Here is a 25,751-nt window from a genome sequence, read left to right as displayed (position 1 = left end):
CCTTCCCACTTAATTCATAGTTGTTCCTTTTTCGAGCAGCCACCAGGATAGCGTACGCATCATCGGCAGGTAGGTATCCAGCTGTGCGCGTCCGGCGGCAGCATCGCCACCAGCCACTCCCGGCAGGGATTCCGTCTGGTCATTTTCTACCTGTCCCATTACCTGATTGCTGAGCCAGTAGCCACGATTAAACGCCACTGGCGCCTCACCGATAGCCGGGGCAATCGCATGATAGGTGAACCCCTTCGGTGCAATGAGGTTGATGAGCGTCGGCGCAATCCCCGTATGCCCACCCACTGCATTGGCCGGCAGAATGTCTTTGGTCACGCCTTGCCCATACAGAACAAACGGCACGCTCTGGAACTCGAACATTGTCGGTTTGGGGCCAGGGTTCGTACGGACCGCATGGTCACCCGTGATGACAAACAGGCTGTCCGGGTATTTCGCCATGGTTTCGCGGACAAATTCTGTGACCACTTTGTCCATGTACCAATAATGCCCGATTTCTAAAGCCAGCGTATCCGGATCCGAGGCATCCGGGATGATTTCCTGCACCACGGCCTTCGCTTTCTCCAGATCAAAGCCTTCCGCTGCCACATCGACATTATACGGCGGATGGTTCGACGTCGTCATGATGAGATGCACCGTCGGCGGTTCATCCCCCAGGCTCTTTTCCAGTGCCGCAAACAGATTCCGGTCATTTGTTCCCCAAGTATTCGTCTTAGGCGCCTGGAAATCCGGATACCCATAGAAATGGTCGAACCCTTGCGCCAAGGCCAGCTTCCGGATATTATCCCAGGAAGGCGTACCACCATACCAGAAATCGACCTGATAACCCAGTTCTTTGAACTGCGGCGCCATCGCCGTCGGATAGACTTCCTTGAAGCTTCGCGGCTGGTAATTCGCCCGGACATTGACCTCTGACAGGCCGGTAATCATGCCCGTGATGGCGATAGAGGTAAAATCCCCATTGGGCATGAACGACTGCGTGTAATATCCCTGCGGTGAGCTGGCAAGACTCTTGATGCCATCGGCGGCATGAAGCTGCTCGTATTTTTCCAGCATCGGCCACTGAGCCCAAGTTTCCCCCAGGATGATGAAGATATGCTTGGGCTTGGCAATTTTCGCACCTGGAGCCTGGCGCACAAGGTAGGCTCGGATATCATCTCCCGAAGCCGCTGTGTTGCCATTAAGCTTAGCTTCCTGTTCCGCCATTTCGCGAACATGGTCTTTGTTCACTCCGTAGATGGCACCGGCCTTCATCCGTTTTTCGGACTGGATGGCCCGATACATTCCCTGCACATCATCCAAAATGCATTCATTGAGAAATTCATCTTTCGTCACGCCAGCGTTTTCCCAGTTGATTCCCGTCGCATAGCTGACACCGCCACCGAAACGGGCCACAAAGGCAAAGGACACCGTCACCAGAAACAGCATGAGCATCGTCAAGATCTGCCGGCTGCGGGCAAGGCTAGGCAAAGCGGCTGTGCCAACACGGGTCAAAAGGGATCTGAGCACATACCAGCTGATACCCGTAAGGACGATGGCTATCGCCAGCCGCCAGGGCAGCCCGTACTCCTGCACCATCGTCATAAACAAAGCACTGCGATCATCGTGAACACCCTGCATGACCTGCAGTCCATACGTCATATGGAATTCTTCATAATAGGGAAACCGCGCTTCAAAAAGCACAGCCAGCAAAAACGAAGCGGCCGTACCAATCCCAAGGCGGATTTTCTCCAAGGACCAGCGCGGGTTCAAAATCCCCGGCAAAGTGACCAGCACAAAACTAAGCAAAGTGAAACCGCCGGCACTTTTGAGCGACAGCCGCAGCCCTGTCCAATTCGCCTGCAGGATGTCTCCTGTCCCCACATCGCTTCCCATGAAATTGGCCAACAATCCCATAAACGCGACACGGTAAAGGCAAAGCAAGAACAGCAGGAAGAAGAAGAGCTTCAAATCCTGCTGGATGTTGCGAAAATATTTTTCCAATCGCCCCTGCGGGCGATTTCCATTCGTATCATAGCGACTAATCCGCATCGATAATCTCCTTACCGTCAAATCGTCAGTAATTCCTTGATTTTCTCCTCAACCTGATTCACCTGGATATTGGCCAGGCAGTCGAGTTTTTTCGGGCAGGCCCGCTTCCAGCAGTATTTGCAGGTGCGGTCAACCTCGATGGCATTAGCCAGCTGTCCATAGGGGCCGTTGCGATTGGCGTCGGTCGGCCCCATAAGCATGATGGTCTTGGTACCGACACCTGCCGAGAGATGGACCGGTCCCGTATCGCCACCTATCACCAGCTGGGCATTCTGCAGGATGTAGGTCAGCTGTTTGAAATTCGTCCGTCCAACCAGATTGATGGGTGGGATCTCCGTCTTGGCACAGATTTCAGCCGCCCGTTGCTCATCGACAACACCGCCGCCCACGATTACGGGAATCAGCCGCTGTTCATAGAGCCAGTCGCTAAGCCCAGCAAAGGATTCCACGGGCCAGCGTTTATTCGGCCAATTGGCGCCGATGGCAAACACCACATAGGGATTTGCCATATTGGCACCGGCCTGGCTGAAGATGCGCTGGGTCAGTTCCGCTTCGCGCTCTGGCACCTCCAGGGGAAATACCACCTTATCCACACGGCAGCCGATGGCCCGGGCCACATCGAGATAACGCTCGACGATATGACCATTGGCATTAGGGCCGATGACCGGTTTGGAGATTTTATCGCTAAACTCGCGCATGTTGCACATGCCAAGCTTCACCGGCGCCTGCCCGAGGCGGGCAATTGCGGCGGATTTGAACAGCCCCTGCAGGTCCAGCACCGCATCGTAATGACGCTGCTGAATCTTGCGTTTCAGGGGCCCGTAATTTTTAAGGAAACCGCCGATGGATTTAAATTTCTTCTTCTCAAAGAGAATAATCTCATCGATATAGGGATTCATCGTGAGCAGGTCGTAGGCCGGCGGCTCTACCACCCAGGTCAGATGGGCATCCGGATAGGTTTCCTTGATGGCATAGGCCACCGGCAGGGCATGGATGACATCGCCGATGGCGCTTAGTTTTACTACAAGTATATTTTTCATCGAGGCCTTAGTCCTCTCCCTGCTTAATTTTCTGGATCACATTCGTCGTCGAACGGCCCTCCACCATGTTTACGAATTCCACTTTGCCGCCATAGCCCATGACAATCTTGGCCTCCGGCAAAGTGTCGAGGGTATAGTCGCCCCCCTTGACGTAAACGTCAGGCTTAACCTTGGCAATCAGTTTTTCCGCAGTCTGCTCACCGAACAGAACCACATAATCCACGGCCTTAAGGGCCCCTACGACTTTGGCCCGGTCCAGCTCGCTATTGATGGGACGGGTTGGTCCCTTATTGGCGCGAACCGAAGCATCCGTATTGAGCCCCAGCACAAGGCAATCGCCAAAGGAGCGGGCCTTTTCCAGGTACGTAACATGGCCCGCATGCAAAATATCAAAACAGCCATTGGTAAAGACAACCTTTTGGCCTCCTTTGCGAAGCACTTCGCAAAAAGCGGCGATATCGTCACGCGAAATCAGCATATCATTTCTCCAATACTTTTTTCAATTCATCCTTGCTAACCGTACTCGTTCCCAATTTGCGAACGGCGATGCCGCTGGCGATATTGGAAAGTTCGGCAGCCTTTGCCGGCTCCACGCCAGCAGCCAGGGCCAGAATGACCGTTGCCACGCAGGTATCTCCGGCACCGGATACATCGAATACTTCACTCTTATCCGACACAGGGATGTTGTGGATAGCACCGTCTTTTTCCAGCAGTACCATGCCCAGTTCCCCGCGGGTGACCAGAACGCCATCGGCATCCAACTCTTCGAGGAGTTCCTGTCCGGCCGCGTAGATATCTTCTTCCGTCGGCAGTTCCCGGCCCACAGCCGCCGCAATCTCAGCATCGTTCTGCTTGACATAGCCAATATCCTTGAACCGATGGATATCATAGCGCGAATCCACGATACTCGGGATATCGTGGGTCCGGCAGAAGCTTATGAGCTGCTGCTGTATCTTCGCAGTTACCGTACCAGAGCCATAGTCGCTGATAACGACACCGTCGATATCCGGCAGCAGATTCTTGATGTACTGCATGATTTCCGCCTCAAAGGCCGGTGCCATGGGGGCATCGCTTTCTTTGTCAATACGCACAATCTGCTGGCTGACCGTCGCCCGGCCGCCAGCGATGACCCGGGTCTTAGAAATCGTCGGACGCTTCTCATCGCAGAAAAGGCCCTCGGTATTGGCACCGTTCTGCTCTAAGGCCGCTTTGAGTCCCCGGGCTGCATTATCGAGGCCCAGAAGTCCCACGGCAAAGACGTTGCCTCCCAGCGTCGCCACGTTGTTGACGACATTGGCCGCACCGCCGGCGACAATTTTCTCGCCAGCCTGCTGCAGCACCAGTACCGGCGCTTCCCGGGAAATCCGGGAAATGCGCCCATCAAGATATATGTCGGCAACCATGTCGCCAATAACCAGGATATTCTTGCCTTGAATTTCCTCAAGGATAGGTTCTAGTTCTTTTTTCATCGTATTAAACCTTCTTCGGAAATATTTTCGCGGTCTGGGGAATTACCACGGCGTAAACTGCCAACGGACACTCCAGCGGTTCGACATGGACTTGTACCGCAGGATGATTTCCGAGCAGTGCAGGTCGTGGAACCAGTAATAGTCGACATTCTTCCATTTGCTATGGTCAAGGTCGTACTTCGTGCCAACGGCCAGACGATTCCGGTCATCGATACGATAGCTGAAACCGCTCTGCAGCTTCTTGCTGAAATCATCGGTATCGTAGTTAAAGAGCGTATTCTGGGAGTTCTTCTTATCATAGTGGTAACCCGTATAAGCCGCCCAACGATCATTGAATTCCTTCGTCAGTACGGCTGCCCCCTTCATGCCCGATACCCTTGATTTATCATAGGACTCACGGGTAATGGAATAGCCCGTATTGAGATAGAGCGTATAGCGATGGAATTTAATCGGGTCATAGCCAAGGCCTGCCCCGTACTCGCCATGATTGCTGTGGATTCCATTTTCATACCAGCGCCCATATTCGCCCCCGACATTGTAGGTAAAATGCGTGCCGGCCAGATGGTCACTGTAATTCAGGAAATACGACGGTTCTTTCTTGAGCCATTTGTCGTCATCGTCCTCAAAATAGCCATAACTTACGCCAGTGCGCAAATACCCATTGTTGAAGGTCAAATCGTAATTGCTGCGCCAGCCGTCAGCGGAAGTCACCAATACGTTAGCATTGGCACTCAGATTTTTCTGTAAGGGGAACTCCAAGTCCCATTTGAGGTACAATTTATCATCGTTGTTGTAGCCGATTCGCGGCAGGAAGTTCTCTTTTCCCGCTGCGCCTGGGGTGATATCCTTCTCATAGTGCTTGCGCGAAAAAATCGGCGTCCCTTTGAGATAGAGCTTGACATTATCCATCATCATTTTCTGCTGCGGATAGATGGTAATTTTCTTCGCCGCAAAATGATAATCCGGCTTCTTCGCACTACACTCCGTCTCCGTGGCATCATAGGCCACGAAATGATCCGGATAGAACTCAAAGCGCTTAGCCGTGATGAAATGCCCATCGGCCTTTCCCTTGACATCCACCATCGTACCGGTCTTCTTGCCATAGTTATAGTGTGCCTTATATCCATCGAGGGTAATCCGCATCTGCCCCGGCGTCATCTGCAGGACATGGGCCTTCTCGGGAATCTCAACGTCCTGGGTCTTTACGTTGCCCGTGACATTCTCGCCCTGAAAGCGATGGGCATCCAGCTGCAGGATGTCGACCTTGCCCTTGGCGATAAAGCTGCCATCGCGTTCATCATAGGTGAGGTCATCCCCCTCAAAAGCCACTGGTGACGGTTTCGTCTTATCCAGCGGATGACGCAGATGCTTTTCCATGTCTTTGGCATCGGCCAGCAGTTTTTTCTGCTCATCGGTCAGCCGGTTTTTGCGCGCCTGCCGATGCTCGTTTTCAATGTAATCCAAAACCTGGATCCCCGTATCCGAATCCGCATGATAGGTTTTCGCCGATACGGTGCCAGAAGCTGCCGGCATTACCACAGCAGCTGCCATAAGTCCCGCCAGGATTTTCTTCTCTCTATTCATCAAAAGGTGCTCCTTCTGTATAATCTCTAGCTAAAACCAACAAATCGCTTTAACTTTACTATTATAACGCCATTGCCGAGATTTTGTCGACAGACAAAATCTTATCGGTTGTCGTCAACTGATTCAACCATAAGAGAAGCCTTCCTCGAAGAGGAAGGCTGATACTTTCTATTTACTTTTTACTGAACCGTCGTGGCCACACCGTAGAGAACCGTATCCGACTTCGTCTGCACGTAGAATTCCGTACCTTCCGGCAGCTCGATGTTCTTGCCGTTGATGAAAGCACCGCCGATGATGCCGATTGGTCCCAGCACCGCGATGCCGGCCAGACTGGCTCCAGCAGCCATAGCCATATTCTTCATCTCTTTCTTGGATTCCTCACCGATAAGCGTCTCGACATAAGTACCATCGATTGCCTTGGTCTTTTTGAAGTCAATCTGAACTTCCGCGTTGCGGCCAAAGTTCTTCGCCTGTTTCACTTTCGTGACCACGCCCTCGCCCGGCTCACCCTTGGCAAAGACCAGACGATTGTTGACAATAACGTCGCTTGCTACCTGGAAGCGGATCGTATCGCCCTTTTTAAGTTCTTTGGAGTTCACCGGGTCAACCAATGCCACTTTGATCAGCGTGTTGGCCGGCACCTCTACCTGCGCGATGGGCAGCGTCTCGGTTCCAAAGGAGACCTTGGACAGGCTGGAAATGCGTTTCTGGTACGTGCCCTCGGAAGTCTTACCGCTAATCGCCATCTCCATATCGGCAATGCGCTTTTCTACCGAATTCATGCTGACCTTATGATCGACATTCCACTCGATTGCATTGAGGTCTGCCATAACCGACGTCTTGCCATTATTGGTGTAAAGCTCATCATAGATGGCATCGACGCGGGTCATCATGCTGCCCGTGCGATGCGTGCCAGTATAATCTTTCTCCAATCTATTGATGCGGTCGGTCAGCGCACCAGTCTGCTCCGTACCATAAGTGTCCTTCTCGATTGCGGCCAGTTTATCCTGAACCGTTGCCGGGGTAGCTGCCGCCGCCATGCTTACCGACGATGCCAGCATAATCGTGCTAAGGAAGACACTGCACAATTTCCGGAATTTCATGTTTAATCTCCTCCGTTTCATTATTTGACTATGTTCCCTATTGTATCATAAAAATTCTTTCAATACTTGAAATCCTGCTGAAATACAGATTAAGGAAATCTTATTCTTCGCTCCGCCGATGCGAATCTTCATATTGACTCGATTTGGTCTCCGGATCGTGCGCCCCGGCGGGTTCCGGATGAATCAAGATATCAAATGTTCCCAGTTCCGCGCGAATCTTTTCTTCCAACTCATCGCAAACGGCATGAACGCGGGAAAGGTGCATATTGCCATCAAAGAGGACATGAACATCGAGCAGCTTATAAGAGCCCGATTTCCGCGTTCGCAGGCAATGACAGCTCTCCACCTCAGGAACGCTTTCAATGATCGCAACAATACGGTTCTCCTGTTCCTCCGGCAGGCTGGCATCGGTAAGTTCCATTGCCGATTCCATAACCATGCGCCAGCCAGCCCGAAAGATAATGCCCGCGACAAAGATGGCGATGACCGAGTCAAGCCAAGCCCACCCCGTAAGCTGCATCAACGCCAGTCCCACGAGTACACCCACCGATGTCCAGACATCCGACTGCAGATGCAAACCATCGGCTTCTAATGCCTGAGAGCCCGTGAGCTTCGCCACGTAAATCAAGCGCCGCGACACCAACACATTTACCACGATGGATACGACCATGATCGCAATACCATATTCCAGGCTCTCGGGCACCTCCGCCTCTTGAAATTTCAGTACCGATTCATACAAAATGCCGCCAGCCGCGCCAACGATCAACAGCGCTTCCACGGCAGCCGAAAGGTTTTCATATTTTCCATGACCGTAGTCATGCTCTTCATCCGGCGGTACCAAAGACTTTTTTATCGCCCAAAAGGCAATGAGCGCTGCCACCAGATCCACACCGGAATGCAATGCCTCCGATACCAGACTTACAGCCCCGACATAGAAGCCAACGATCAGTTTTAAGATTACCAGCATGGTATTCGATATAATCGAAAAATAAGCGGTCCGTTTTTTTAGTGCTGCCTGTTCCATCACAACCATCCCTCTTTATACGATAAGCCTTCCCCAACAGAGGAAGGCTGTCATTTTCCTATTGCTTTTTCTGCTCATAAATGAAGTCGACAATTGCCCGATACGCAGACTCCGGCCCATACTTCATCACGGGCTGCGGTGTCTCACTTTTGTCCAGCTGTTTGCGCGTATCATACTGCTGCGTCTTCGACGCTAAAATCTGGTACTCACTGCGAGCCGGATCGAATTTCACATACTGAAGGTACCGCCGATTCGTATACGCTTTGACAACGGCAATGCGTGCCTTGACAATCTCACGGGTCTCTTCCCGCGGGGGCAATATCACCGGCGGTTTTGACGGGTCATCCGACAAAATCGGTTCGGGATAAACCTTTTCCGTAACCTCTGAAAACGCGATGGAATCCACATCGACATAATAGCCGGTGCCACCGTCTGCATCGACGAACTGCATATTCTCCTCCTCTGCCTGGCAAATACTACTAAACAAAAGCAGTGCCAGCAGGCAAAGGGATAACAAGCGTTTTATTTGCATTGGTTTCGCTTCCCTTTATATAACCATAACTCGTCTAAACGGTTACTATTATAAAGTAGGACATCCTCTGACGCAAGCAATTTAACGGAATTCTAAATCAACAGATACGCGGAACGATATTGCCCAACGGCATGTCAACGACGCGGATACCGCCGATAGCCGTGCGCAGTCCAACCTGCCCCTTAGCCTGCTCCGTGACCTCGCCGATGATGCGGGCATCACGGCCGTATTTATTCGCCTGCATGACCGCGAGCACGCCCTGCGCTTCATCTGCCGGTACAAACGCCACGCATTTGCCCTCATTGGCCAAATAGAGCGGGTCAAAGCCAAGGATATCGCAGACGCCCTGCACTTCTTCATGAATGGGGATTGCATCCTCATCGATGAGGATGCCACAATTCGAAGCGGCCGCAATCTCATTGAGCACGGCGGCTACGCCGCCGCGGGTCGGGTCGCGCAGCACGGCGATATCCGGCGCCGCTTCCAGCATCGCCTTCGTCATATGGCAGAGCGGTGCACAATCCGTCTTGACCGTATCGGGAAGGGTAAGTCCATGGCGCCCCGCCAAAATAGCCGCTGCATGGTCGCCAATATAGCCTGACAGGATGATCTTCATGCCTGGCTTGACATTCTGCGGTGCGATATGCGTTCCGCGAATAACATCACCGATACCAGCGGTATTGATAAAGATGCCATCGGCCTTGCCCTTCTCGACGACTTTGGTATCGCCCGTGACGATATAGATGCCAGCCTCATCGGCCATCTTGCGCATCGTTGCCACGATTTCCTTGAGATCTTTGATCGGAAAACCTTCTTCGATGATGAGACCCGCCGACAGATAGCGGGGCACCGCGCCAGTCATGGAAAGGTCATTAACCGTCCCGCAGACTGCCAGTTTGCCAATATTGCCGCCTGCGAAGAAGAGCGGCTGCACGACATACGAATCGGTGGTAAAGGCCACCTGCCCGCCCATCTGCACCTGCGCGCCATCATGAAGTTCGTTGAGCAGCGGATTGCCATAGGCCGGCAGAATGACTTCTTCCATGAGTTCCTGACTTAATTTTCCGCCAGCACCATGCGCCAGCGTTACTTTATCACTTACCATATTCGAATCTCCCCTGACCATATTTGTACCAAGCGGCACATACTCCTTCCACCGAAACCATGCAAGGTCCGATTGCATGGGTGGGTACACACGCTTTGGCAAAAAGTGGGCACTGCGGCGGCGTCACGATACCGCGGAGCACTTCGCCACAGCGGCAGGCCGTCTTCTTCGGTGCCGGAAGTTCTGCCACCGCCAAGGGCATGACCGCTTCGATATCGTAGGACTTGTACGCTTCCCGCATCTTGAGTCCAGAACGCGGTACAACGCCCATACCACGCCAGCCTGTGTCAACCGGTTCATATACCGTATCGGTAATGCGCTGAGATACCGGATTCCCCTCCGGCCGCACGACCGCTTCATATTCATTTTCCACCTTCGCCTCACCGTTTACCACCTGTTTGACCAGCCGGTAAAGCGCCCGCAGGATCTGCAGCGGTTCAAAGCCCGTGACAACGCCCGGCACATGATACTTGGCGACGATTGGCTCGTAAATTCCCGTCCCGGTCACCACCGAGACGTGTCCCGGCAAAATGAAACCGTCCACCCTCACCTGCGCATCGCTGAGCAGTGCCTCCATAACCGGCGGCACGAGTTTTTGCGCCGACAGCATGAAGAGATTCTTTACGCCCTGCTGCTCAGCTGCCAGCACCGTGGCCGCCGCCGTTGGAGCTGTCGTCTCAAAGCCGACGGCCAGGAATACGACTTTTTTGTCCGGATTCTCTTTCGCAATCGGAATCGAATCCAAAGGGGAATACACGATGCGGATATCTGCGCCATTCGTCTTGGCTTCCCCCAGGCTTGACTTCGTTCCTGGGACCTTCAGCATATCGCCAAAAGTCGTGATGATGACATCGGGATGCTGAGCATAGGCGATAGCCTTATCCATGTAATCATCGGGCGTTACGCATACGGGGCATCCTGGGCCTGAAACGAGCTCCACATTATCCGGCAGCAGCTGACGAATGCCCGCCCGGAAAATGGAAACCGTATGCGTTCCGCAAACCTCCATAAAACGAAGTTTACGCCCCGCCTTGTCGGCCATTGTTTTTATTTCTGTGACCAGCTTTTGTGCCAGTTCACGTTCCGCATTCTTATTCATGAGCCACCGACTCCTCAATCGTATCTACAGTCCGTGGCGCGCCCTTCATCTCCGCCAGCAGGGCGTTGGTTTCCTCCGCATCTTTCTCATCGACAATCTGCATGGCAAACCCCGCATGTACGAGAACGAAATCACCGACCTTCGCCTCGGGCAAAAGCATCATGGAAACTTCACGGCTGACCCCTGAAATTTCTACCTTGCCAATGGCATTTTCTATTTCAAGCACTTTTGCTGGTACTGCAAGACACATATTACCGCTCCTTATCCTCTAGTCCTGATAACCTCTTCCGCTACGACGCCGAAATCCATCGCATCGGGAACTTTCTTTTTCACCGGCTCGATTCCCCAGCCGCGAAGTTTTTCCAAGGCCGTTTCCACCACCTGTGGCAGCAGTTTTTGCATGCCTGCCGACAGCTCTACTCCAGCCTCAAGGTCAAAGGGCTGGGCACCGATTACGATTACCTCGGGAATCTTATGCCCCGTTACCGTCAGCAGACCGAGGACATCTTGAATCCCCACTTCATGCGCTGACAATTTATCCTGAAAATGTTCCATGACGTCGTCGTTATGGAAGCAGAACAGCGTGCCCGGTTCGGCCCCGCCATTGATGGAATCAATGACCAACAACTTGTCCGTTCCTGTTACATACTGCGTAAGTTCAATGCCCAGCGTCCCGCCATCGACCAGCTGGACATTCTCCGGAAATTCATAATGGGCATCGAGATATTCCATCACGCGGACACCGAATCCTTCATCGCGCAGGATTACATTGCCTACCCCCAAGATCGTTACTTCCGACCGGTGCAGGACGTTATCAATGCTCGAAACGCCGTCCGAGCCATTACCAAATATATCAGCCATTTTTCTTCTCCGCCACTTTTTCTTTCAGCCACTCACACCACGCATCGATTCCCTGCTCCGTCGTGCAGGAAACCTCCAGCACTTTCATTCCTGGATGAAGAGTCGTAATATCCTCTTTGGCCGACTCCATATTGAAATTGCAATACGGCAGAATATCGACTTTATTTAGTATGGCAATCGCCGACTCTTTGAAGATAAGCGGATACTTCAACGGCTTGTCATCGCCTTCGGTAATCGAAAGCACCACTGCTTTGTCATCCTCGCCAACGGCAAACTCTGCCGGGCAGACCAGGTTGCCGACATTTTCGACAATCAACAAATCCAACTGGTCCAGATCCATCTGCTGGGCAACCTTCTGTACCATTGGCGCATCCAAATGACAGCCGCCCGCGGTATTGATCTGGATGACTGGAACGCCATGGCGTTCGATGCGGTCCGCATCTTTGCTTGTGAAAAGATCGCCTTCAATGACTGCCATCTTGAGCACATCTTTGAGTTTTTCCATCGTCTTTTCGAGCACCGATGTCTTGCCAGCGCCCGGCGAACCCATTAAATTGACGACATATACCCCTTTCGCGGCAAACATCGCCTGGTTTTCCGCTGCAATGCGGTCGTTCTCTCCCAAAATATTTTTCATGACCTGAATCTCTGCCATGTCAGTCCACCTCCAAATACTCTACCTTCATTTCGCGGCCGGAAATCGTCGTCAGGACACCGTCCTTGCATTCCGGGCACCAGAAATCATAATGCTCGATATGAAACGTTCTGCCGCATTTGCTACATTTCCCCATCAGAGGCACATCCTTGATGACGAGTTTTGCGCCTTCGGCAATCGTCCCTTTCACCAGCATATCAAACGAAAACCGCAGCGACTCCTGTTCCACGCCAGACATCTCGCCGATCAGCAGGCCGACTTCAGCGATCCGCTTGGCTTCGTTTTGTTTGGCATAATCCAGGGCAATATCTAAGATGCCCTCCGCCAGCGCCATTTCATGCATAGTTTTTCCTCCTGCACCTCAAGGCCTCCTGCAGCCTATCTGTACATAACAAAGGGACCGCCGCAGTATAGCAGCGGTCCCCCTCATACTAACGCATCAATTACAAAGCAGCCTCAAGACCACGTGCGCTGAATACACCGATGATATCCATAAGCTTCGTCTTGGCCGGTGCATAATCTACCACCGTTTCGCCATCATGTGCATGGATATGGACAAAGAGCACGCCCGGAAGGCCCAGCAGAGCTTTCTCAACCTCTTTGGCGTTTTCTTCCGTATAGCCTTTTACAAAGAACTGGAGACGCGTATTGCCATTCGTCTCACCACAGCCGCATTCTTTACACATAATCTGATTCTCCTTTTGTCTGACTGATTGGTTACGTTTTATTTTGCCTCTTTCGGTGGCTCTACCTCATTGGCATCCTTCGGAACATGCTCCAGGAATTTCACCCCAGAGAACATCGACGAAGCTTCGCCCTCGGCCTCCATGATATCTGCCCGCAGTACCATGTAGACATGACCGATGGCAAACAGCATGATGAGCCATGCGACGATATGATGTACCCAATGGGTCATCATCTCACCGCCCAGAACCACATTGACCCAGCCGAAAAGCAGGCCGCCGATTTCCGACGGTTCCGTCATATAGTACATAGCAAAGCCCGTGAGGATCTCCACCAGTACCATTGCGTAGAGGCCCGCATACGAGGAGCGTGCCAGCGGGTTGCGCAAAAACGGCGCATGCTTCGGTTTCAAAAGCATGTAGTGAAGGGCCACATCAATGGTTTCACTATAAAAATGACCTTCCCATACGCGTGGGAAAAGACGATCTCCCTTGTTCACGATGAAGCCATAAATGCGCAGGATAAAAGCCGCACAGAAGGCAAATGCCGCGATAAAGTGGATATTTCTTACCCAGTCCATGGACATGGATGTGTAGGTCGGTTCAATGCCCAGCACAGTCACCGGTTTTGTGACCAGTAGCCCCGTGATGAACAGCACGACGATAGCCAGCACCATGATCCAATGGAAAATCCGCAAATACGGACTGAACAGGTAGTAGATTTTACGCTTTTCTTCTTTCATTCTACTGTTCCCTTCCTTTCCATCCGGTATCCGGCTTATTTCTCAACGTGCGTGCCAGAATACGGATCCGTGGTGATGACGTTTATCTTCTCGCCTTTCGCATTGAACATATGCGTTGCACAAGCCATGCACGGGTCGAAGGAACGGACGACCTTGACAATCTCCAGCGGTTTATCCGGTACTTTGACCGTCGTGTCCATCATAGCCATCTCATAAGCGCCGTGGCCGGCCTTATCATCACGCGGGCAAGCACTCCAGGTCGTCGGAACGATGCACTGGTAGTTGTCCGTCTTGCCATCCTTGATGGCAATATAGTGGGACAGTGCCCCGCGCGGAGCCTCGTAGATGCCAACGCCTTCGCACTCTTTCGGCCAGGTTGACGGGTCCCATTTCTCGTTGCTCGCGACTTTCGTATCGCCAGTCTTGAGGTTGGCAATGAGCTTGTCGAAGAAGTACTTGTTGATCTCGGCAGCCAGCTGGCAGTCGAGTGCACGGGCAGCCGTACGGCCGACCATCGTCGGGAGCCAGACTTCCGGAGCCAGGCCGAGGACCTTCGATACGGCATCGATCTGATCCATCATCATTTTCTCCGCCCAAGTCAGCTCGCCGAGCAAGCCCTTCTTAGCCTTGACATAGATAATGATATAGCGGGCCAGCGGACCGACCTCGCAGAGCTTGCCATTCCATTTCGGCGTCTTGAGCCAGGAGTACTTGCCCGTCTCATTGAGAGCCTTCCACTCGGTAGCCGAGCCCTCTTTCGGCCCCGTGTATTTCGGCGAGGTGACGCCATCCCACGGGTTCAGTGCAGCTTCGCTCTTAGCCGGATACTCGTACCAAGAGTGATCGACGCTCTCGGTAAATACCTTGCGGTCCGCAAAATCCTCGCCATTGACCTCGGTGACTTTGCAGCCAGCGAGCCCCTTACCGAAGTCTTCAACAACACCATTGCAGCGGATCAGCAGGTTCTTGAAGAAGCCACCGTTCTTCGTGCCGCTGAACGGCTCTTCCGGATAAGCACCATAGCCGAGCACGCAGGTCTTGGCCATACCACCGCCATCGACACGGCCAGCTTTGACGTAAGCAGAGCCAATCGCCAGAAGATCCGGCAGATAATAGTTGTTGACCAGCGAACGGCCCATGTTGATAGCACGATCGACGATGTCGAGGCGGGCCGTATTGACCGGTGCATTGCCGTCCTCCAGCGAGATGGAGCACGGCATACCGCCGACAACATAGTGCGGATGCGGGTTCTTGCCGCCGAAGATGACGTGCGGCGTAACCAGCTCACGCTGCTTGTCGAGCATCTCGAGATAGTGAGCCACAGCCATGAGATGAACCTCAGGCGGCAGCAGTTTGTAATCCGGATGATCCCACCAGTTGGCCGAGAAAATACCGAGCTGGCCGCTCGCAACGATGGCTTTGACCTTTTCCTGGATTTGCGCAAAATACTGCGGCGTAGCAGCCGGGAAATCATGTTCAAAAGCCTCCGTTACCGACGTGCCCGGAGCACGGAAGGGAAGCTTATAGGTATTCAAGACAGTATTCTGCAGGTTAGCGGTAGCAATGGGGTCAGCGGCAGCTGCCTCCAGCGGACTTACCCAGTCCAGGGCATGCAGATGGTAAAAATGGACAATGTGGTCCTGTACCGTCAGCGTAGCTGCCATGATGTTGCGGATATAATGAGCGTTCTTCGGAATCGTGATGCCCAGAGCATCCTCCACCGCGCGGACAGCCCCCAATGCATGGGCCGTCGTGCAAACGCCGCAAATGCGCTGGATATATGCCCAAGCATCACGCGGATCACGGTCCTTCATGACGAGCTCAAGACCGCGCCATGCTGTACCGGACGAAAGGGCATCGGTTACCTTGCCCGTTGCTTCATCTACCTGAACCTCAACACGAAGATGACCTTCGATACGGGTTACCGGATCTACTACTACGTGTTTCATTTATTCTTCACCTGCTCCCTCGTTCTTCTTTTCATCAGCAATGCGTTTTTTCTTCTGAACAACGCTTGCCGCGGCATGACCGGCGACACCGACTGCCGTAGCGGCAGCCATGACAGCACCGATCTGATCGACATCACCGATTGGCTGGCCGAATTTCGGCAGACGCTCGGTCATCGCACCATCATCCCAGAAGTGCGCGTTGGAGCAGCCGATGCACGGAGCACCGGACTGGATGGGATAGCTCATGCCCTGGAACCAGCGCAGATTGCCGCAGGAGTTGTACGTCTCCGGGCCACGGCAGCCCAGCTTGTAGAGGCACCAGCCAGCCTTAGCGCCAGCATCATCAAAGCTTTCTGCAAACATGCCGGCATCAAAGAACGGACGGCGATAGCAAGTATCATGAATACGGTTGCCATAGAACTGTTTCGGGCGGCCTTCGCCATCAAGGGGCGGAACCGTCCCAAACAGGGCGATATGCATGACGACACCCGTCATGACTTCCGGAATCGGCGGGCAGCCCGGAACATTTACCACCGGCGTGCCGCCAGTGAAATACCCGATCCCCGAAGATCCCGTCGGATTTGGTTTTGCAGCCTGGATACCGCCAGATACGGCACAGGTGCCATACGCGATAACTGCTTTCGCATTCTGAGCCGCATGCTGAAGCAGATGCGTGAAGGTGTGTCCGCCGGACATGCAGTACACCCCGTTGTCCTTCGTGCAGGCAGCACCCTCAACGCAAAGGATATAGTTTCCTTTGTACTTCTCAATAGTCTCCTCAAGATGCGCTTCAAACGGAGCACCGGATGCAGCGCTCAGCAGATGGTCATACTCCAAAGCAATCTGGCTCAATACCAAGTCAGATGCCAGCGGTGCACCGGAACGGATGAACGATTCATCACACCCCGTGCACTCATGACCATGAATCCAAACGACTACCGGCAGCGGTTTCTGTTCCGCAGCCTCAACGACCTTCGATACCTGATCTGTGCTGAGTCCCATTAGCGACGTCAGCGCGACGCAGCTCTTGACGAACGTGCGGCGGCTCATGCCTTTTTTGAGATATAAATCCCACATACTCTCCCGTTTGTCCACTTTTTTACCTCCTCATTATTATCCGTATGGATACTTGCATATTGAATCCCTCAGGCTGATGGCTCAATATCAGCCGGCAGAAGGCACCCCACAAGATACTTTCATTATACGCTTATAGCAAATAAAAAACTATAATATATAGCTTATAGCCACTATAGATATTATTAATCTAGTTATAGGAAAAGCTAAAGAATTACCCTCCCCGGGGGATCCATACTTGTTCTATCTATTTTCGCCATTCCGGATAACTTCTCCTGCTTATAGCAATAAGAAATAAAAAAAACCGCACATAAAGAATAACTCAATTCGTCCCAGGAATCAGCGTTTCCCCATCGACGGTCTTGCCATCCAAAAGGACTTCCACCAGAGCTTCGCCCGCATAACGAAGCTTTAGTGAAAAACAATCCTGCCGCGTTTCAAGCAGGCGAAAGAAAATCTTATCCCCTTCCCAAACGGGGAGTTCATAGACTTTGCGTTTATCAATCCATTCCAAGGTTCCCTCGTCGCACTCGCCAACTTCGCCTTCAAAACCAGTGGCCGTATAGAGAAACATGTACTCCGTCTGCCAACGGTCGGAAATAAAGGTGATGATGCCACGCAATTTATAGTCGGTCAGCTTGAGACTCGTTTCTTCCCGACACTCACGCAGCAAGCATTCCTCAGGGCATTCATCGGCCTCGAAATGGCCACCGATACCGACCCATTTATCCTTGTTGATATCCTTTTCTTTCTTCACGCGATGCATCATGAGATACTTTCCCGCGCGTTCAATGTAACATAAAGTAGTCTGATTGCTTTTTGCCAACTTATTTTCCCCCAACCTTCAAGCTTTCATTCATGCTTCCTGTCCGATACCCTTGCAAATCCATAGTCACATAGTCAAACCCGATTTCTTGGAACGCGGCTGCGATTTCACGACGAAGCTCCGGCTCCATAAAGCGGCAGATTTCCTCGGGCAGCAATTCGATGCGGGCCAGGCTGCCATGACGACGCACGCGGAATTGCCGGACGCCCTTGCTCATGAGATATTCTTCCGCCCGATTGACTTCTGCCAATTTCTCAGCCGAAAGCTCCTCCCCATAGACGAAACGGGATGCCAGGCAGGCAAAAGACGGTTTATTCCAGGTAGGAAGACCCATTTCTTCGGACAGCTGACGAATATCCTGCTTGGTCATCCCCGCATAATAAAGTGGGCTCTTTATCGCCAGCTCTCCTAGCGCCCGCCGTCCCGGCCGGTAATCGCCATCATCATCGCGATTGGAACCATCCACCACATAGGCCAGTCCATTTTGCTCAGCCAATTCCTTAAACTGGTGAAACAGCGCATATTTGCAGCGGTAGCAGCGGTCTTCCGGATTCATGCGAATGCCCTCAATAGCCAGGACATCAAACGTTTTAATCACATGCCGCACGCCCTCTTTTTCGGCAAACGCCTTGGCCTCCTCCACATCACGCCCCGGCACAAATACCGAAGCGGCAGTGACGGCTACGCACTTATCGCCTAGGGTTTCATGTGCCACCCGCAGCAAAAACGTCGAGTCAACGCCGCCGGAAAAAGCCACCATTACACTGCCTAATTCCTGCAAATATGCCTTCAACTTCATCAATTTGTCGTTCAAATCATTTTTCATAAATCGTCATCTCCTATTCCATCGTCATTCCATTACCGAAAAATCCCGCTGAACCTGCTGCAGGAAGTCCTTGAAATCATGTGCCGGCCAAAGACGCAACTTACGGTCACAAATCATACCACGCACCTCCGGCGGCTGATTGTCTAGGAATTTTTGTCCTGCTTCCGGCCCCAATACAAAGACTGTAGTGGTCAACAAGTCCGCGATCATGCCAGCATCCGGCAACCTGCCATCTACCACAATCGTGTCACTGACCGCGCCGTTATCCGCCGGTCTGCCCGTCCTGGGGTCAAGGATATGATGGTAGCGAACACCGTCCTGTTCAAAAAAACGCTCATAATCTCCCGATGTGGATAGCGCTGCATCGGAAAGTGATACTACCGCCAGCCGATCATCCTTTTCCTCACTGCGCGGATGGCGGATACCTACCCGCCAGGCTTCGCCTTTGGCATTTGCTCCCAATGCATAAATAGAACTTGCCCCAAGATTTATCAGACCATTTTTTACGCCGTATTTTTCATAAATCTTCCGAACTTCATCAGCGGCAAATCCCTTAGCTATGCCGCCGAGGTCAAGCTCCATCCCCGTCGCACGCAAACGCGCGCACTGTGTTTCCGGGTTCAATTCCAATTTCTGCCAGCCAACTTTCGCCTTAGCGCTTGCCAGCTCCTCCGCAGTTGGTACTTTTGCCCGCTCTGTCCCTATGCCCCAAAGCTTTACGAGCGGCCCCGCAGTCACATCCCAGGCGCCATTGCTGCGCTGACTGTATTCCTGCGACACCTCCAGCATGTGAAACACTTCCGGATGAAGCGGGATCCAGGTCCCATCGCCAGCGGCATCCGCCAGCTTTTTTAAATCGCTCTGCTCGCCCTCCGTGCTGGCCATCGCATCGATTTCCTTGAGGCGTTCGATGCTTTCCCGTACGGCATCATCGGCCTTTTCTCCTGACGCGGTCAACGTTACCACGGTATCCATGACCATGACCGTCTTTTGGACCTCCTCCGTCCGTCTGCAGCCTGCCGGCAAAGCCGTAAAAAACACCAACAGCAAAATAATTCCTGCCGCCGCACCAAAGCTCCGCATATCCATTTACCTCCTAAGCCCCAGATTCTGAGTCAATATTTTTATTATAACGCCAATGCTTCATTTTCGTTAATACAAAATATCGCAAAGAATCTTATCTGCATCGAGAAATGCGGCAGGATTTTCCTCATAGCGAGCGAAATATTAATACTATCATAAATAATAATATAAGGAAGTGATGATATGAATGCTCGCCTGCACGCTGATAAATTAGCTTATTTCTTTATCGCCTTTGCGATTTATCTTTTGATTCGCGCGTTTGCTACCGCACTTATAATTCCGCTGGTCAATGTACTCTTATATGTCTCAATTGCCACGTCGCTGCTCGCCAGCAATGTTCCTCGTGTCATCGATATCCCTTTGCATTACGCCTATCCGATCCGTTGCGTTGAATTTTTCACCTTTGGCATAGCAATCGTCTGCTTCATCGTACTTTGCCTAAAACATATTTGGACGTAACAGCCTATGCATAAATAATAGTACGCCCCGTTGACTCCAGTTTAAGTCAACGGGGCGTACTATTATTTTATGCGTTATGCCTTTGCCGCGGCATCCCAGCCCACCTGCAGAGCCTTCATATTCTGCTCTACCGTATGCGGCGGTACGCGGTTAGCAACCGATTTCTTGATCGTGTCAAACGATACGATTCCGGTAAGGTGCACCAACGCTCCCAAAGCTACGATATTGGCAAAGAGTGGTTTCCCCACTTCTTCGACAGCCAGTTTCGTAATGGGGATACGAACCACCTGCGGAAAGTCCGGCGTTTCTGGAACCAGACTGTCATCTAATACCAGCAGTCCCTCGGGATTGAGGTCCTGATAATATTTATCCGCAGCTTTCTGCGTCATTGCCAGCACCAAATCCGGCACCAATACATGTGGATGAAAAATCTTTCCATCATCGATGATTACCTCAGACTTCGAGGCTCCGCCACGCGCTTCCGGTCCATAGGATTGTGACTGAACCGCCTCTTTCCCTTCCATAACCGCAGCTTCCGCCAGGATGATGGCAGCCGTAATGACGCCCTGTCCGCCGGAACCGGATAATCTCAGCTGTTTTCTCATTTTGCTGCACCTCCTGCCCGCTCGATAACCTGGTCATAGGCCGTATCATAATCCAGTGCTTCTGCTTGGTAGAAGCAGCCGATGGGGAATTTCTCACCGGTCTTCTTGTCCGCCGGCAGCTTGTCCCAGGCCGCCTTCATCACGGCATTGTCACGCATCCACATCATCATGTTGGCAGGGCTTCCCAGCTTATTCTTGCGGCCATAAGCCGTAGGACACTGAACCAACGCCTCGATGAACGAGAAACCTTTATTGTCAAAGCCACCGGCAATCATATCCACTAGATGTTTCTCATGAAAAGCCGTCGAGCGGGCGACATAAGTCGCTCCCGCCGCCTCGGCCAGATGGCAGGCATCGAAGGGACGATCCACCGAGCCATACGGCGCTGTGGTGGCCTTCTTGCCCAACGGCGTCATCGGGGATGCCTGACCACCGGTCATACCGTAAATATTGTTGTTGAAAAGTACCACCGTCAAGTCGATATTCCGACGGCAGCCATGGATAAAGTGGTTGCCGCCAATAGCCGTGCAGTCGCCATCACCTGTGATAACCACGACGTTGAGATCCGGATTGGCCAGCTTGATTCCCGTCGCGAACGGAATTGCACGGCCATGGGCCGTATGCAAAGTATCAAAATCCATGTAGCCCGAAGCACGTGACGAGCAGCCAATGCCAGAAACGATGACGGTATTATCCTGCGACAGCCCTTTTTTCTCGATAGCCTCTACAATGGCCTTCATAGCGATTCCATTGCCGCAGCCCGGACACCAGAGGTGTGGGAGACGGTTCTGACGGAAATATTTTTCGTAACTTCTCTCCATAGTTATGCCTCCCCACAAAGTGCATCGATACCAGCCTCAATCTCCGCCGGCTCAAAAGCCTTCATATTGTATTTGCCGCAAAGCTCTACCTTGCACTGTCCTTTTGCTGCCCGGCGAACTTCATGAACCACCTGCCCGTAGTTGAGCTCTGCTACCATAATCCCCTTGACCTTAGCAGCCAGCCGTTCAATCGCTTTATCGGCAAACGGCCAGATGGTCATAAGGCGGAGCAGGCCAACCTTCTGCCCTTTCTTGCGAGCATTTTGCACCGCCTCATAAGCGGTACGAGCCGTACCACCAAAGGAGACAACAGCATATTCCGCATCTTCCATGAAGTATTCTTCCGTATGGATGATTTCCTCCCCAACGCGGGCAATTTTCTCATGCAGGCGATGGATAGAATGTTCCGTGACTTCCGGGCTGCCTACGGGGAACCCGGTATTATCGTGGATAAGGCCCGTCACATGAATGCGATATCCCTTGCCAAAATCAGCAACATTCGGAACGAGGTCCTCATCCGGTTCAAAGGGCTGATAGCCCTCGGCGCGGGTCTTCTTGGGCGCACGGCGCGGATAGATCTCAAGTTCACCGGCCTCCGGCAACTCTACCTTTTCGCGAAGATGACCTACTACCTCATCCATCAGCAGAACCACGGGGGTGCGAAAGCGTTCCGCGTAATTGACCGCCATTACCGTCGCATCATACGTCTCGCGAACGCTCCACGGGGAAAGCGCAATAACTGGGTGATCTCCATGTGTTCCCCAACGAGTCTGCATGACATCTCCCTGTGACGGTGCCGTCGGCTGTCCAGTGGAGGGACCGACACGCTGAACATTGACCAGTACACAGGGAATCTCCGCACAAGCCGCATAGCCAATAAGCTCCTGCTTCAGCGAAAAGCCCGGTCCGGAAGTAGCATCCATTGCCTTCTGCCCAGCCAGCGAAGCACCGAGAATCGCCCCCATGCTGGCAATTTCATCTTCCATCTGGACAAACTTGCCCCCAACTTTCGGCAGAAGTTTTGCCATCGTCTCTGCCACCTCAGTAGACGGGGTAATCGGATACCCTGCGAAGAAGCGGACGCCAGCGGCAATAGCACCTTCTGCGCAAGCCTCATTCCCCTGCATCAATCTTGCCTTGCTCATGCTTCTGCCCCCTTATCCACAAAAATCGCATAATCCGGGCAGCGCAGCTCGCACTGACCACAGGCGATGCATGCATCGCCATTTGCTACCTGTACCTTGCCGAGCTCATCGAGCGCCAGCACCTGTTTGGGACAAAATGCAACGCAAATTCCACAGCCTTTGCATCTGCCCATCTTGATGGTGATTTCTGACTTCATCGGGGTCCCTCCTAGTAACAACACACCATAGGGTCATCAAATACACTAATATGCCATAAATATATAGAAGCTATATATAATTGCAATATACTTTTACATCATAGCAGATACCCGTATAAAAATCCAGCTTTTATGTAAATTAAATATATGTATACAAAAAACACCATTCTTTTCCATCTCTGTTTTCGCGCATCAACCGCCCCCTGATATCCCACGATACAAAAAAGGAGTTCGCCACAAATGGACGAACTCCTTTTTTGTATCGTATAAACAGACCTATCACGCTTCTGCCGTCTGTTTTTTTCCCACTCTTCCCGACAAAATAACTCCGGTCAAAACCAATACCGCCCCTACAAAGCTGCTCAGGCTAAACGGTTCGTGAAGATAAATTACACCAATCATAGCTGCAAAAACCGGCTCCAGGCAAAAGAGAATCCCCACCCGTTCCGCAGAAGTGTATTTTTGCGCCACCATCTGCGCAATAAATCCAAACGCCGAGCAGACAAGGCCAAGATAAAGCATCGCAAACCAGCCAGAACCACCAGCCGGCAAAGCCGGCGTCTCCAACAGGATTGAGAGAATCACGCCCCAAACTCCTGCTACGCCAAACTGAATAACCCCGAGTGGCAGTGGATCAAGTCTTGTGAGCAATCGACTCATATAGCAGACCTGCCCAGCATTTATCACCGCGCCGGCGAGACATAAAACATCGCCAGGATTGACCCGCAGCCCATCGTGCAGCGTCAAAAAACCTATTCCCACAACCGAAATCGCCGATGTTCCCAATATCTCACGCCGAAGCGGACGCCGGTAAACGTATCGTTCTACAAAGGGAATAAATACGACCATCAAACTCGTAATGAATCCCGCATTGGAAGTCGTCGTCGACTCCAGTCCGATAACCATAGCCCCAAATGACACCACTACAATCGAACCAATAATAAAACCAGCCTTCAGCAGTTCCCAATTGACATGACGCCAGGCCTTCCCCAAGAACAGCGCCGATGCGGCAAAGGCGATGAGAAAGCGATAGGCAATCAAGGTGAAAGGACCGATCGACGCGAGTCCTTCCTTCATAAATAGATAAGAAGAACCCCAGCAAAAGGTTACCAATAACATGAGCATCTCTGCACGTTTTGTATTCATTCAGAATTCTCCCTTTTCCTTACTAAGATTTCAAACAGCCAGCCAGTCGTTCTCTCCAAGGAAATCGACGCCGACAAAACTAGATTTTAACAGAAAGGCTTTTCTTTGGCTACACCTTCGTAAAATTTTGGTGAACACTATTACAAGCGGCATCGCGCAATTTATCTTTGGCAAAATTAAAACAATCGCGTTATAATTAAAAGCGAATGAAAATTAAAGGAGGTTCTTCCATGCAGAATTTCAATTTTAAATGCCCAACCGAGATCGTCTTTGGCCGCGGTGCCGAAGAACAAGTTGCCGATAAACTGCGCGCTTATGGCGCCAGCCGGATTTTCGTTCTCTATGGCGGCGGCAGTGTGGTAAAATCCGGTCTGCTCTCCAAAGTGGAGCGCATCCTGCTCGCCTCCGGACTAGCCTTTCAAGTTATGGGCGGTGTTCAGCCCAATCCCCGCCTGTCATTGGTACGTCAGGGCGTGCGCATGGCCACTGCGTTCCAGGCAGATTTTATTCTGGCTATCGGCGGTGGCAGTGTCATCGACTCCGCCAAGGCAATCGCTCACGGTACCGCCAACCCCGGCATTGACGTTTGGGATTTCTGGAGCGGACGCGCCCAACTGACGAAATCCATGCCAGTTGCCAGCATTCTGACCTTGGCAGCCGCTGGCAGCGAAACCAGCGACTCCGCAGTCATTACGAACGAAGAAACCGGCAAGAAAGCTGGCCTCAACACGCCGTTCAACCGGCCAGCCATCGCGTTCATGAATCCGGAACTTACCTATACGGTCCCCAAAAAGCAGTTAGTATGCGGCAGCTGCGACATTCTCATGCACACGCTCGAGCGCTACTTCACCAATGTCAAAGAAACCAACGCCTTCACGGACATGGTGGCTGAATCCCTCATGAAAAATATCATCGCACAGACAAAAATAGCAGTCGAAGATCAGACCAACTACGATGCCATGAGCGAAATCATGTGGTGTGGCAGTGTTTCCCATTGTAACTTCACCGAACTCGGCCGCTGCAAGGATTTCACCTGCCACAAACTCGGCCATGAGCTCAGCGGCAAGTTCGATGTCACTCACGGCGCATCACTAACCACCATCTGGCCAGCCTGGGCAAAGTATGTATGGCAGGATGACCCGGAGCGCTTTGCCACCTACGCAGAACGCATCTGGAATATCACCACCGGCACTACCGCCGAGAAGGCTAAAGCCGGCATTGAAAAAACGGTCGAATACTTCCGCTCGCTGGACATGCCGACCAACTTCACCGAACTCGGCATCGGCATCCAAGACAAGCGAAGCATCGAATACTTGGCGGACATGGCTACTGCTGAAGATACCAAAAAACTCGGCAACTTCCATCCTCTGGACAAAGCTGCCGCCATCGAAATCTATCAGTTGGCCAATCACTAAATATGCCTTGTAAAAGGGACTGAGAAATTACAGTTTGCAGGGGAGTATTACCCAGTTCGTGTTCGAGGTAAGTCGCCGGCGGCGGGGGCCCCAGTACCAACGCTCCACTCGGTGACAACCCGCTACAAGAAATTTTTGCCTTTTAATTAAGAGTTGGAAAACAGTTAAACGCGCTTCGCTTGGACGAAACTGCTTTTCCAACGAGAACGCAGGCAAAAATTTCTTGCTTCACGCGGAACGTCAAGGCTACGCTTATGGTACTGGGCC

At 52.2% G+C, this 25,751-nt stretch carries 28 protein-coding genes; 2 read left to right on the top strand and 26 right to left on the bottom strand.

The window, feature by feature from the left end; genetic code table 11:
• Window positions 1-9: 9 nt before the first annotated feature.
• From T504_RS0107415 to T504_RS0107315, 21 genes are all read right to left on the bottom strand, one after another.
• Window positions 10-2,040, bottom strand: coding sequence for an LTA synthase family protein (locus T504_RS0107415; RefSeq protein ID WP_051635257.1), 2,031 nt, complete (start codon window positions 2,038-2,040; stop codon window positions 10-12).
• Window positions 2,041-2,057: 17 nt separating this feature from the next.
• A complete protein-coding gene (locus T504_RS0107410) occupies window positions 2,058-3,080 on the bottom strand; it encodes a glycosyltransferase family 9 protein (protein ID WP_033170436.1) in 1,023 nt (340 codons plus the stop codon).
• Between the two features lie 7 nt (window positions 3,081-3,087).
• Window positions 3,088-3,558 carry a D-glycero-beta-D-manno-heptose 1-phosphate adenylyltransferase gene (gene rfaE2 / locus T504_RS0107405; protein ID WP_051635256.1) on the bottom strand — a complete coding sequence of 157 codons (471 nt, stop codon included), beginning with the start codon at window positions 3,556-3,558 and terminating at the stop codon, window positions 3,088-3,090.
• Window position 3,559: 1 nt separating this feature from the next.
• The gene (locus tag T504_RS0107400; RefSeq protein ID WP_033170435.1) at window positions 3,560-4,549 is read right to left on the bottom strand and encodes a bifunctional heptose 7-phosphate kinase/heptose 1-phosphate adenyltransferase; all 990 of its coding nucleotides are present in this window, start codon (window positions 4,547-4,549) and stop codon (window positions 3,560-3,562) included.
• A gap of 42 nt (window positions 4,550-4,591) precedes the next feature.
• On the bottom strand, window positions 4,592-6,133 hold the full coding sequence (locus tag T504_RS0107395) for an LPS-assembly protein LptD (RefSeq protein WP_033170434.1): 1,542 nt from the start codon (window positions 6,131-6,133) through the stop codon (window positions 4,592-4,594).
• A 179-nt stretch (window positions 6,134-6,312) separates the two neighbouring features.
• On the bottom strand, window positions 6,313-7,236 hold the full coding sequence (locus tag T504_RS0107390) for a hypothetical protein (protein WP_033170433.1): 924 nt from the start codon (window positions 7,234-7,236) through the stop codon (window positions 6,313-6,315).
• Between the two features lie 100 nt (window positions 7,237-7,336).
• Window positions 7,337-8,269: a cation diffusion facilitator family transporter gene (locus T504_RS0107385; protein ID WP_033170432.1), complete on the bottom strand. Its 933-nt coding sequence runs from the start codon at window positions 8,267-8,269 to the stop codon at window positions 7,337-7,339.
• 49 nt (window positions 8,270-8,318) lie between these two features.
• Window positions 8,319-8,792, bottom strand: coding sequence for a hypothetical protein (locus T504_RS0107380; protein ID WP_033170431.1), 474 nt, complete (start codon window positions 8,790-8,792; stop codon window positions 8,319-8,321).
• Between the two features lie 97 nt (window positions 8,793-8,889).
• On the bottom strand, window positions 8,890-9,897 hold the full coding sequence (gene hypE / locus T504_RS0107375) for a hydrogenase expression/formation protein HypE (protein WP_033170430.1): 1,008 nt from the start codon (window positions 9,895-9,897) through the stop codon (window positions 8,890-8,892).
• A complete protein-coding gene (hypD, locus tag T504_RS0107370; protein WP_033170475.1) occupies window positions 9,887-10,996 on the bottom strand; it encodes a hydrogenase formation protein HypD in 1,110 nt (369 codons plus the stop codon). The genes hypE and hypD overlap by 11 nt, the downstream gene beginning before the upstream one ends.
• Window positions 10,989-11,246, bottom strand: a complete 258-nt coding sequence (locus tag T504_RS0107365; RefSeq protein ID WP_033170429.1) for a HypC/HybG/HupF family hydrogenase formation chaperone — start codon at window positions 11,244-11,246, stop codon at window positions 10,989-10,991. Before T504_RS0107365 ends, hypD begins: the two co-directional genes overlap by 8 nt.
• Before the next feature lie 11 nt (window positions 11,247-11,257).
• Complete coding sequence (locus T504_RS0107360) at window positions 11,258-11,857, bottom strand: HyaD/HybD family hydrogenase maturation endopeptidase (protein WP_033170428.1); 600 nt, start codon at window positions 11,855-11,857, stop codon at window positions 11,258-11,260.
• On the bottom strand, window positions 11,850-12,512 hold the full coding sequence (hypB, locus tag T504_RS0107355; protein ID WP_033170427.1) for a hydrogenase nickel incorporation protein HypB: 663 nt from the start codon (window positions 12,510-12,512) through the stop codon (window positions 11,850-11,852). The genes T504_RS0107360 and hypB overlap by 8 nt, the downstream gene beginning before the upstream one ends.
• A 1-nt stretch (window position 12,513) precedes the next feature.
• The gene (hypA, locus tag T504_RS0107350; protein WP_033170426.1) at window positions 12,514-12,855 is read right to left on the bottom strand and encodes a hydrogenase maturation nickel metallochaperone HypA; all 342 of its coding nucleotides are present in this window, start codon (window positions 12,853-12,855) and stop codon (window positions 12,514-12,516) included.
• A 100-nt stretch (window positions 12,856-12,955) separates the two neighbouring features.
• Window positions 12,956-13,198, bottom strand: a complete 243-nt coding sequence (locus T504_RS0107345) for a hypothetical protein (protein WP_033170425.1) — start codon at window positions 13,196-13,198, stop codon at window positions 12,956-12,958.
• Window positions 13,199-13,236: 38 nt separating this feature from the next.
• On the bottom strand, window positions 13,237-13,938 hold the full coding sequence (gene cybH / locus T504_RS0107340; protein ID WP_033170424.1) for a Ni/Fe-hydrogenase, b-type cytochrome subunit: 702 nt from the start codon (window positions 13,936-13,938) through the stop codon (window positions 13,237-13,239).
• 35 nt (window positions 13,939-13,973) lie between these two features.
• Window positions 13,974-15,887 (bottom strand): nickel-dependent hydrogenase large subunit, encoded by a 1,914-nt coding sequence (locus tag T504_RS0107335; protein WP_033170423.1) that lies wholly within the window; start codon window positions 15,885-15,887, stop codon window positions 13,974-13,976.
• Window positions 15,888-16,982: a hydrogenase small subunit gene (locus T504_RS0107330; protein WP_033170422.1), complete on the bottom strand. Its 1,095-nt coding sequence runs from the start codon at window positions 16,980-16,982 to the stop codon at window positions 15,888-15,890.
• 301 nt (window positions 16,983-17,283) lie between these two features.
• Window positions 17,284-17,787: an NUDIX hydrolase gene (locus T504_RS0107325; RefSeq protein ID WP_033170421.1), complete on the bottom strand. Its 504-nt coding sequence runs from the start codon at window positions 17,785-17,787 to the stop codon at window positions 17,284-17,286.
• A 1-nt stretch (window position 17,788) separates the two neighbouring features.
• A complete protein-coding gene (gene larE, locus T504_RS0107320; RefSeq protein WP_033170420.1) occupies window positions 17,789-18,613 on the bottom strand; it encodes an ATP-dependent sacrificial sulfur transferase LarE in 825 nt (274 codons plus the stop codon).
• A gap of 24 nt (window positions 18,614-18,637) precedes the next feature.
• Window positions 18,638-19,696, bottom strand: coding sequence for an FAD:protein FMN transferase (locus T504_RS0107315; RefSeq protein ID WP_033170419.1), 1,059 nt, complete (start codon window positions 19,694-19,696; stop codon window positions 18,638-18,640).
• Window positions 19,697-19,879: 183 nt separating this feature from the next.
• Between T504_RS0107315 and T504_RS0107310 the strand changes: the two genes are divergently transcribed.
• Window positions 19,880-20,155: a hypothetical protein gene (locus tag T504_RS0107310; protein WP_033170418.1), complete on the top strand. Its 276-nt coding sequence runs from the start codon at window positions 19,880-19,882 to the stop codon at window positions 20,153-20,155.
• Between the two features lie 74 nt (window positions 20,156-20,229).
• Here T504_RS0107310 and T504_RS0107305 read toward each other — a convergent pair whose 3' ends face one another.
• The 5 genes from T504_RS0107305 to T504_RS0107285 form a co-directional block, all read right to left on the bottom strand.
• Window positions 20,230-20,760 carry a 2-oxoacid:acceptor oxidoreductase family protein gene (locus T504_RS0107305; RefSeq protein ID WP_033170417.1) on the bottom strand — a complete coding sequence of 177 codons (531 nt, stop codon included), beginning with the start codon at window positions 20,758-20,760 and terminating at the stop codon, window positions 20,230-20,232.
• Window positions 20,757-21,581 (bottom strand): 2-oxoacid:ferredoxin oxidoreductase subunit beta, encoded by an 825-nt coding sequence (locus tag T504_RS0107300; RefSeq protein WP_033170416.1) that lies wholly within the window; start codon window positions 21,579-21,581, stop codon window positions 20,757-20,759. The genes T504_RS0107305 and T504_RS0107300 overlap by 4 nt, the downstream gene beginning before the upstream one ends.
• Window positions 21,582-21,583: 2 nt before the next feature.
• The gene (locus T504_RS0107295; RefSeq protein WP_033170415.1) at window positions 21,584-22,726 is read right to left on the bottom strand and encodes a 2-oxoacid:acceptor oxidoreductase subunit alpha; all 1,143 of its coding nucleotides are present in this window, start codon (window positions 22,724-22,726) and stop codon (window positions 21,584-21,586) included.
• A complete protein-coding gene (locus T504_RS0107290; protein WP_033170414.1) occupies window positions 22,723-22,923 on the bottom strand; it encodes a 4Fe-4S binding protein in 201 nt (66 codons plus the stop codon). The genes T504_RS0107295 and T504_RS0107290 overlap by 4 nt, the downstream gene beginning before the upstream one ends.
• A gap of 279 nt (window positions 22,924-23,202) precedes the next feature.
• The gene (locus T504_RS0107285) at window positions 23,203-24,069 is read right to left on the bottom strand and encodes a DMT family transporter (protein ID WP_033170413.1); all 867 of its coding nucleotides are present in this window, start codon (window positions 24,067-24,069) and stop codon (window positions 23,203-23,205) included.
• A gap of 230 nt (window positions 24,070-24,299) precedes the next feature.
• Here T504_RS0107285 and T504_RS0107280 point away from each other — a divergent pair, with 230 nt between their 5' ends.
• Window positions 24,300-25,484 (top strand): iron-containing alcohol dehydrogenase, encoded by a 1,185-nt coding sequence (locus tag T504_RS0107280; RefSeq protein ID WP_033170412.1) that lies wholly within the window; start codon window positions 24,300-24,302, stop codon window positions 25,482-25,484.
• Window positions 25,485-25,751: the final 267 nt, after the last annotated feature.

The sequence above is a fragment of the Selenomonas sp. ND2010 genome, assembly GCF_000702005.1.
In the GTDB taxonomy this organism is placed as follows: domain Bacteria; phylum Bacillota; class Negativicutes; order Selenomonadales; family Selenomonadaceae; genus Selenomonas_A.
Note: the sequence above shows the minus strand (reverse complement) of the source record. Positions and strands in the feature narration are given on the sequence as shown.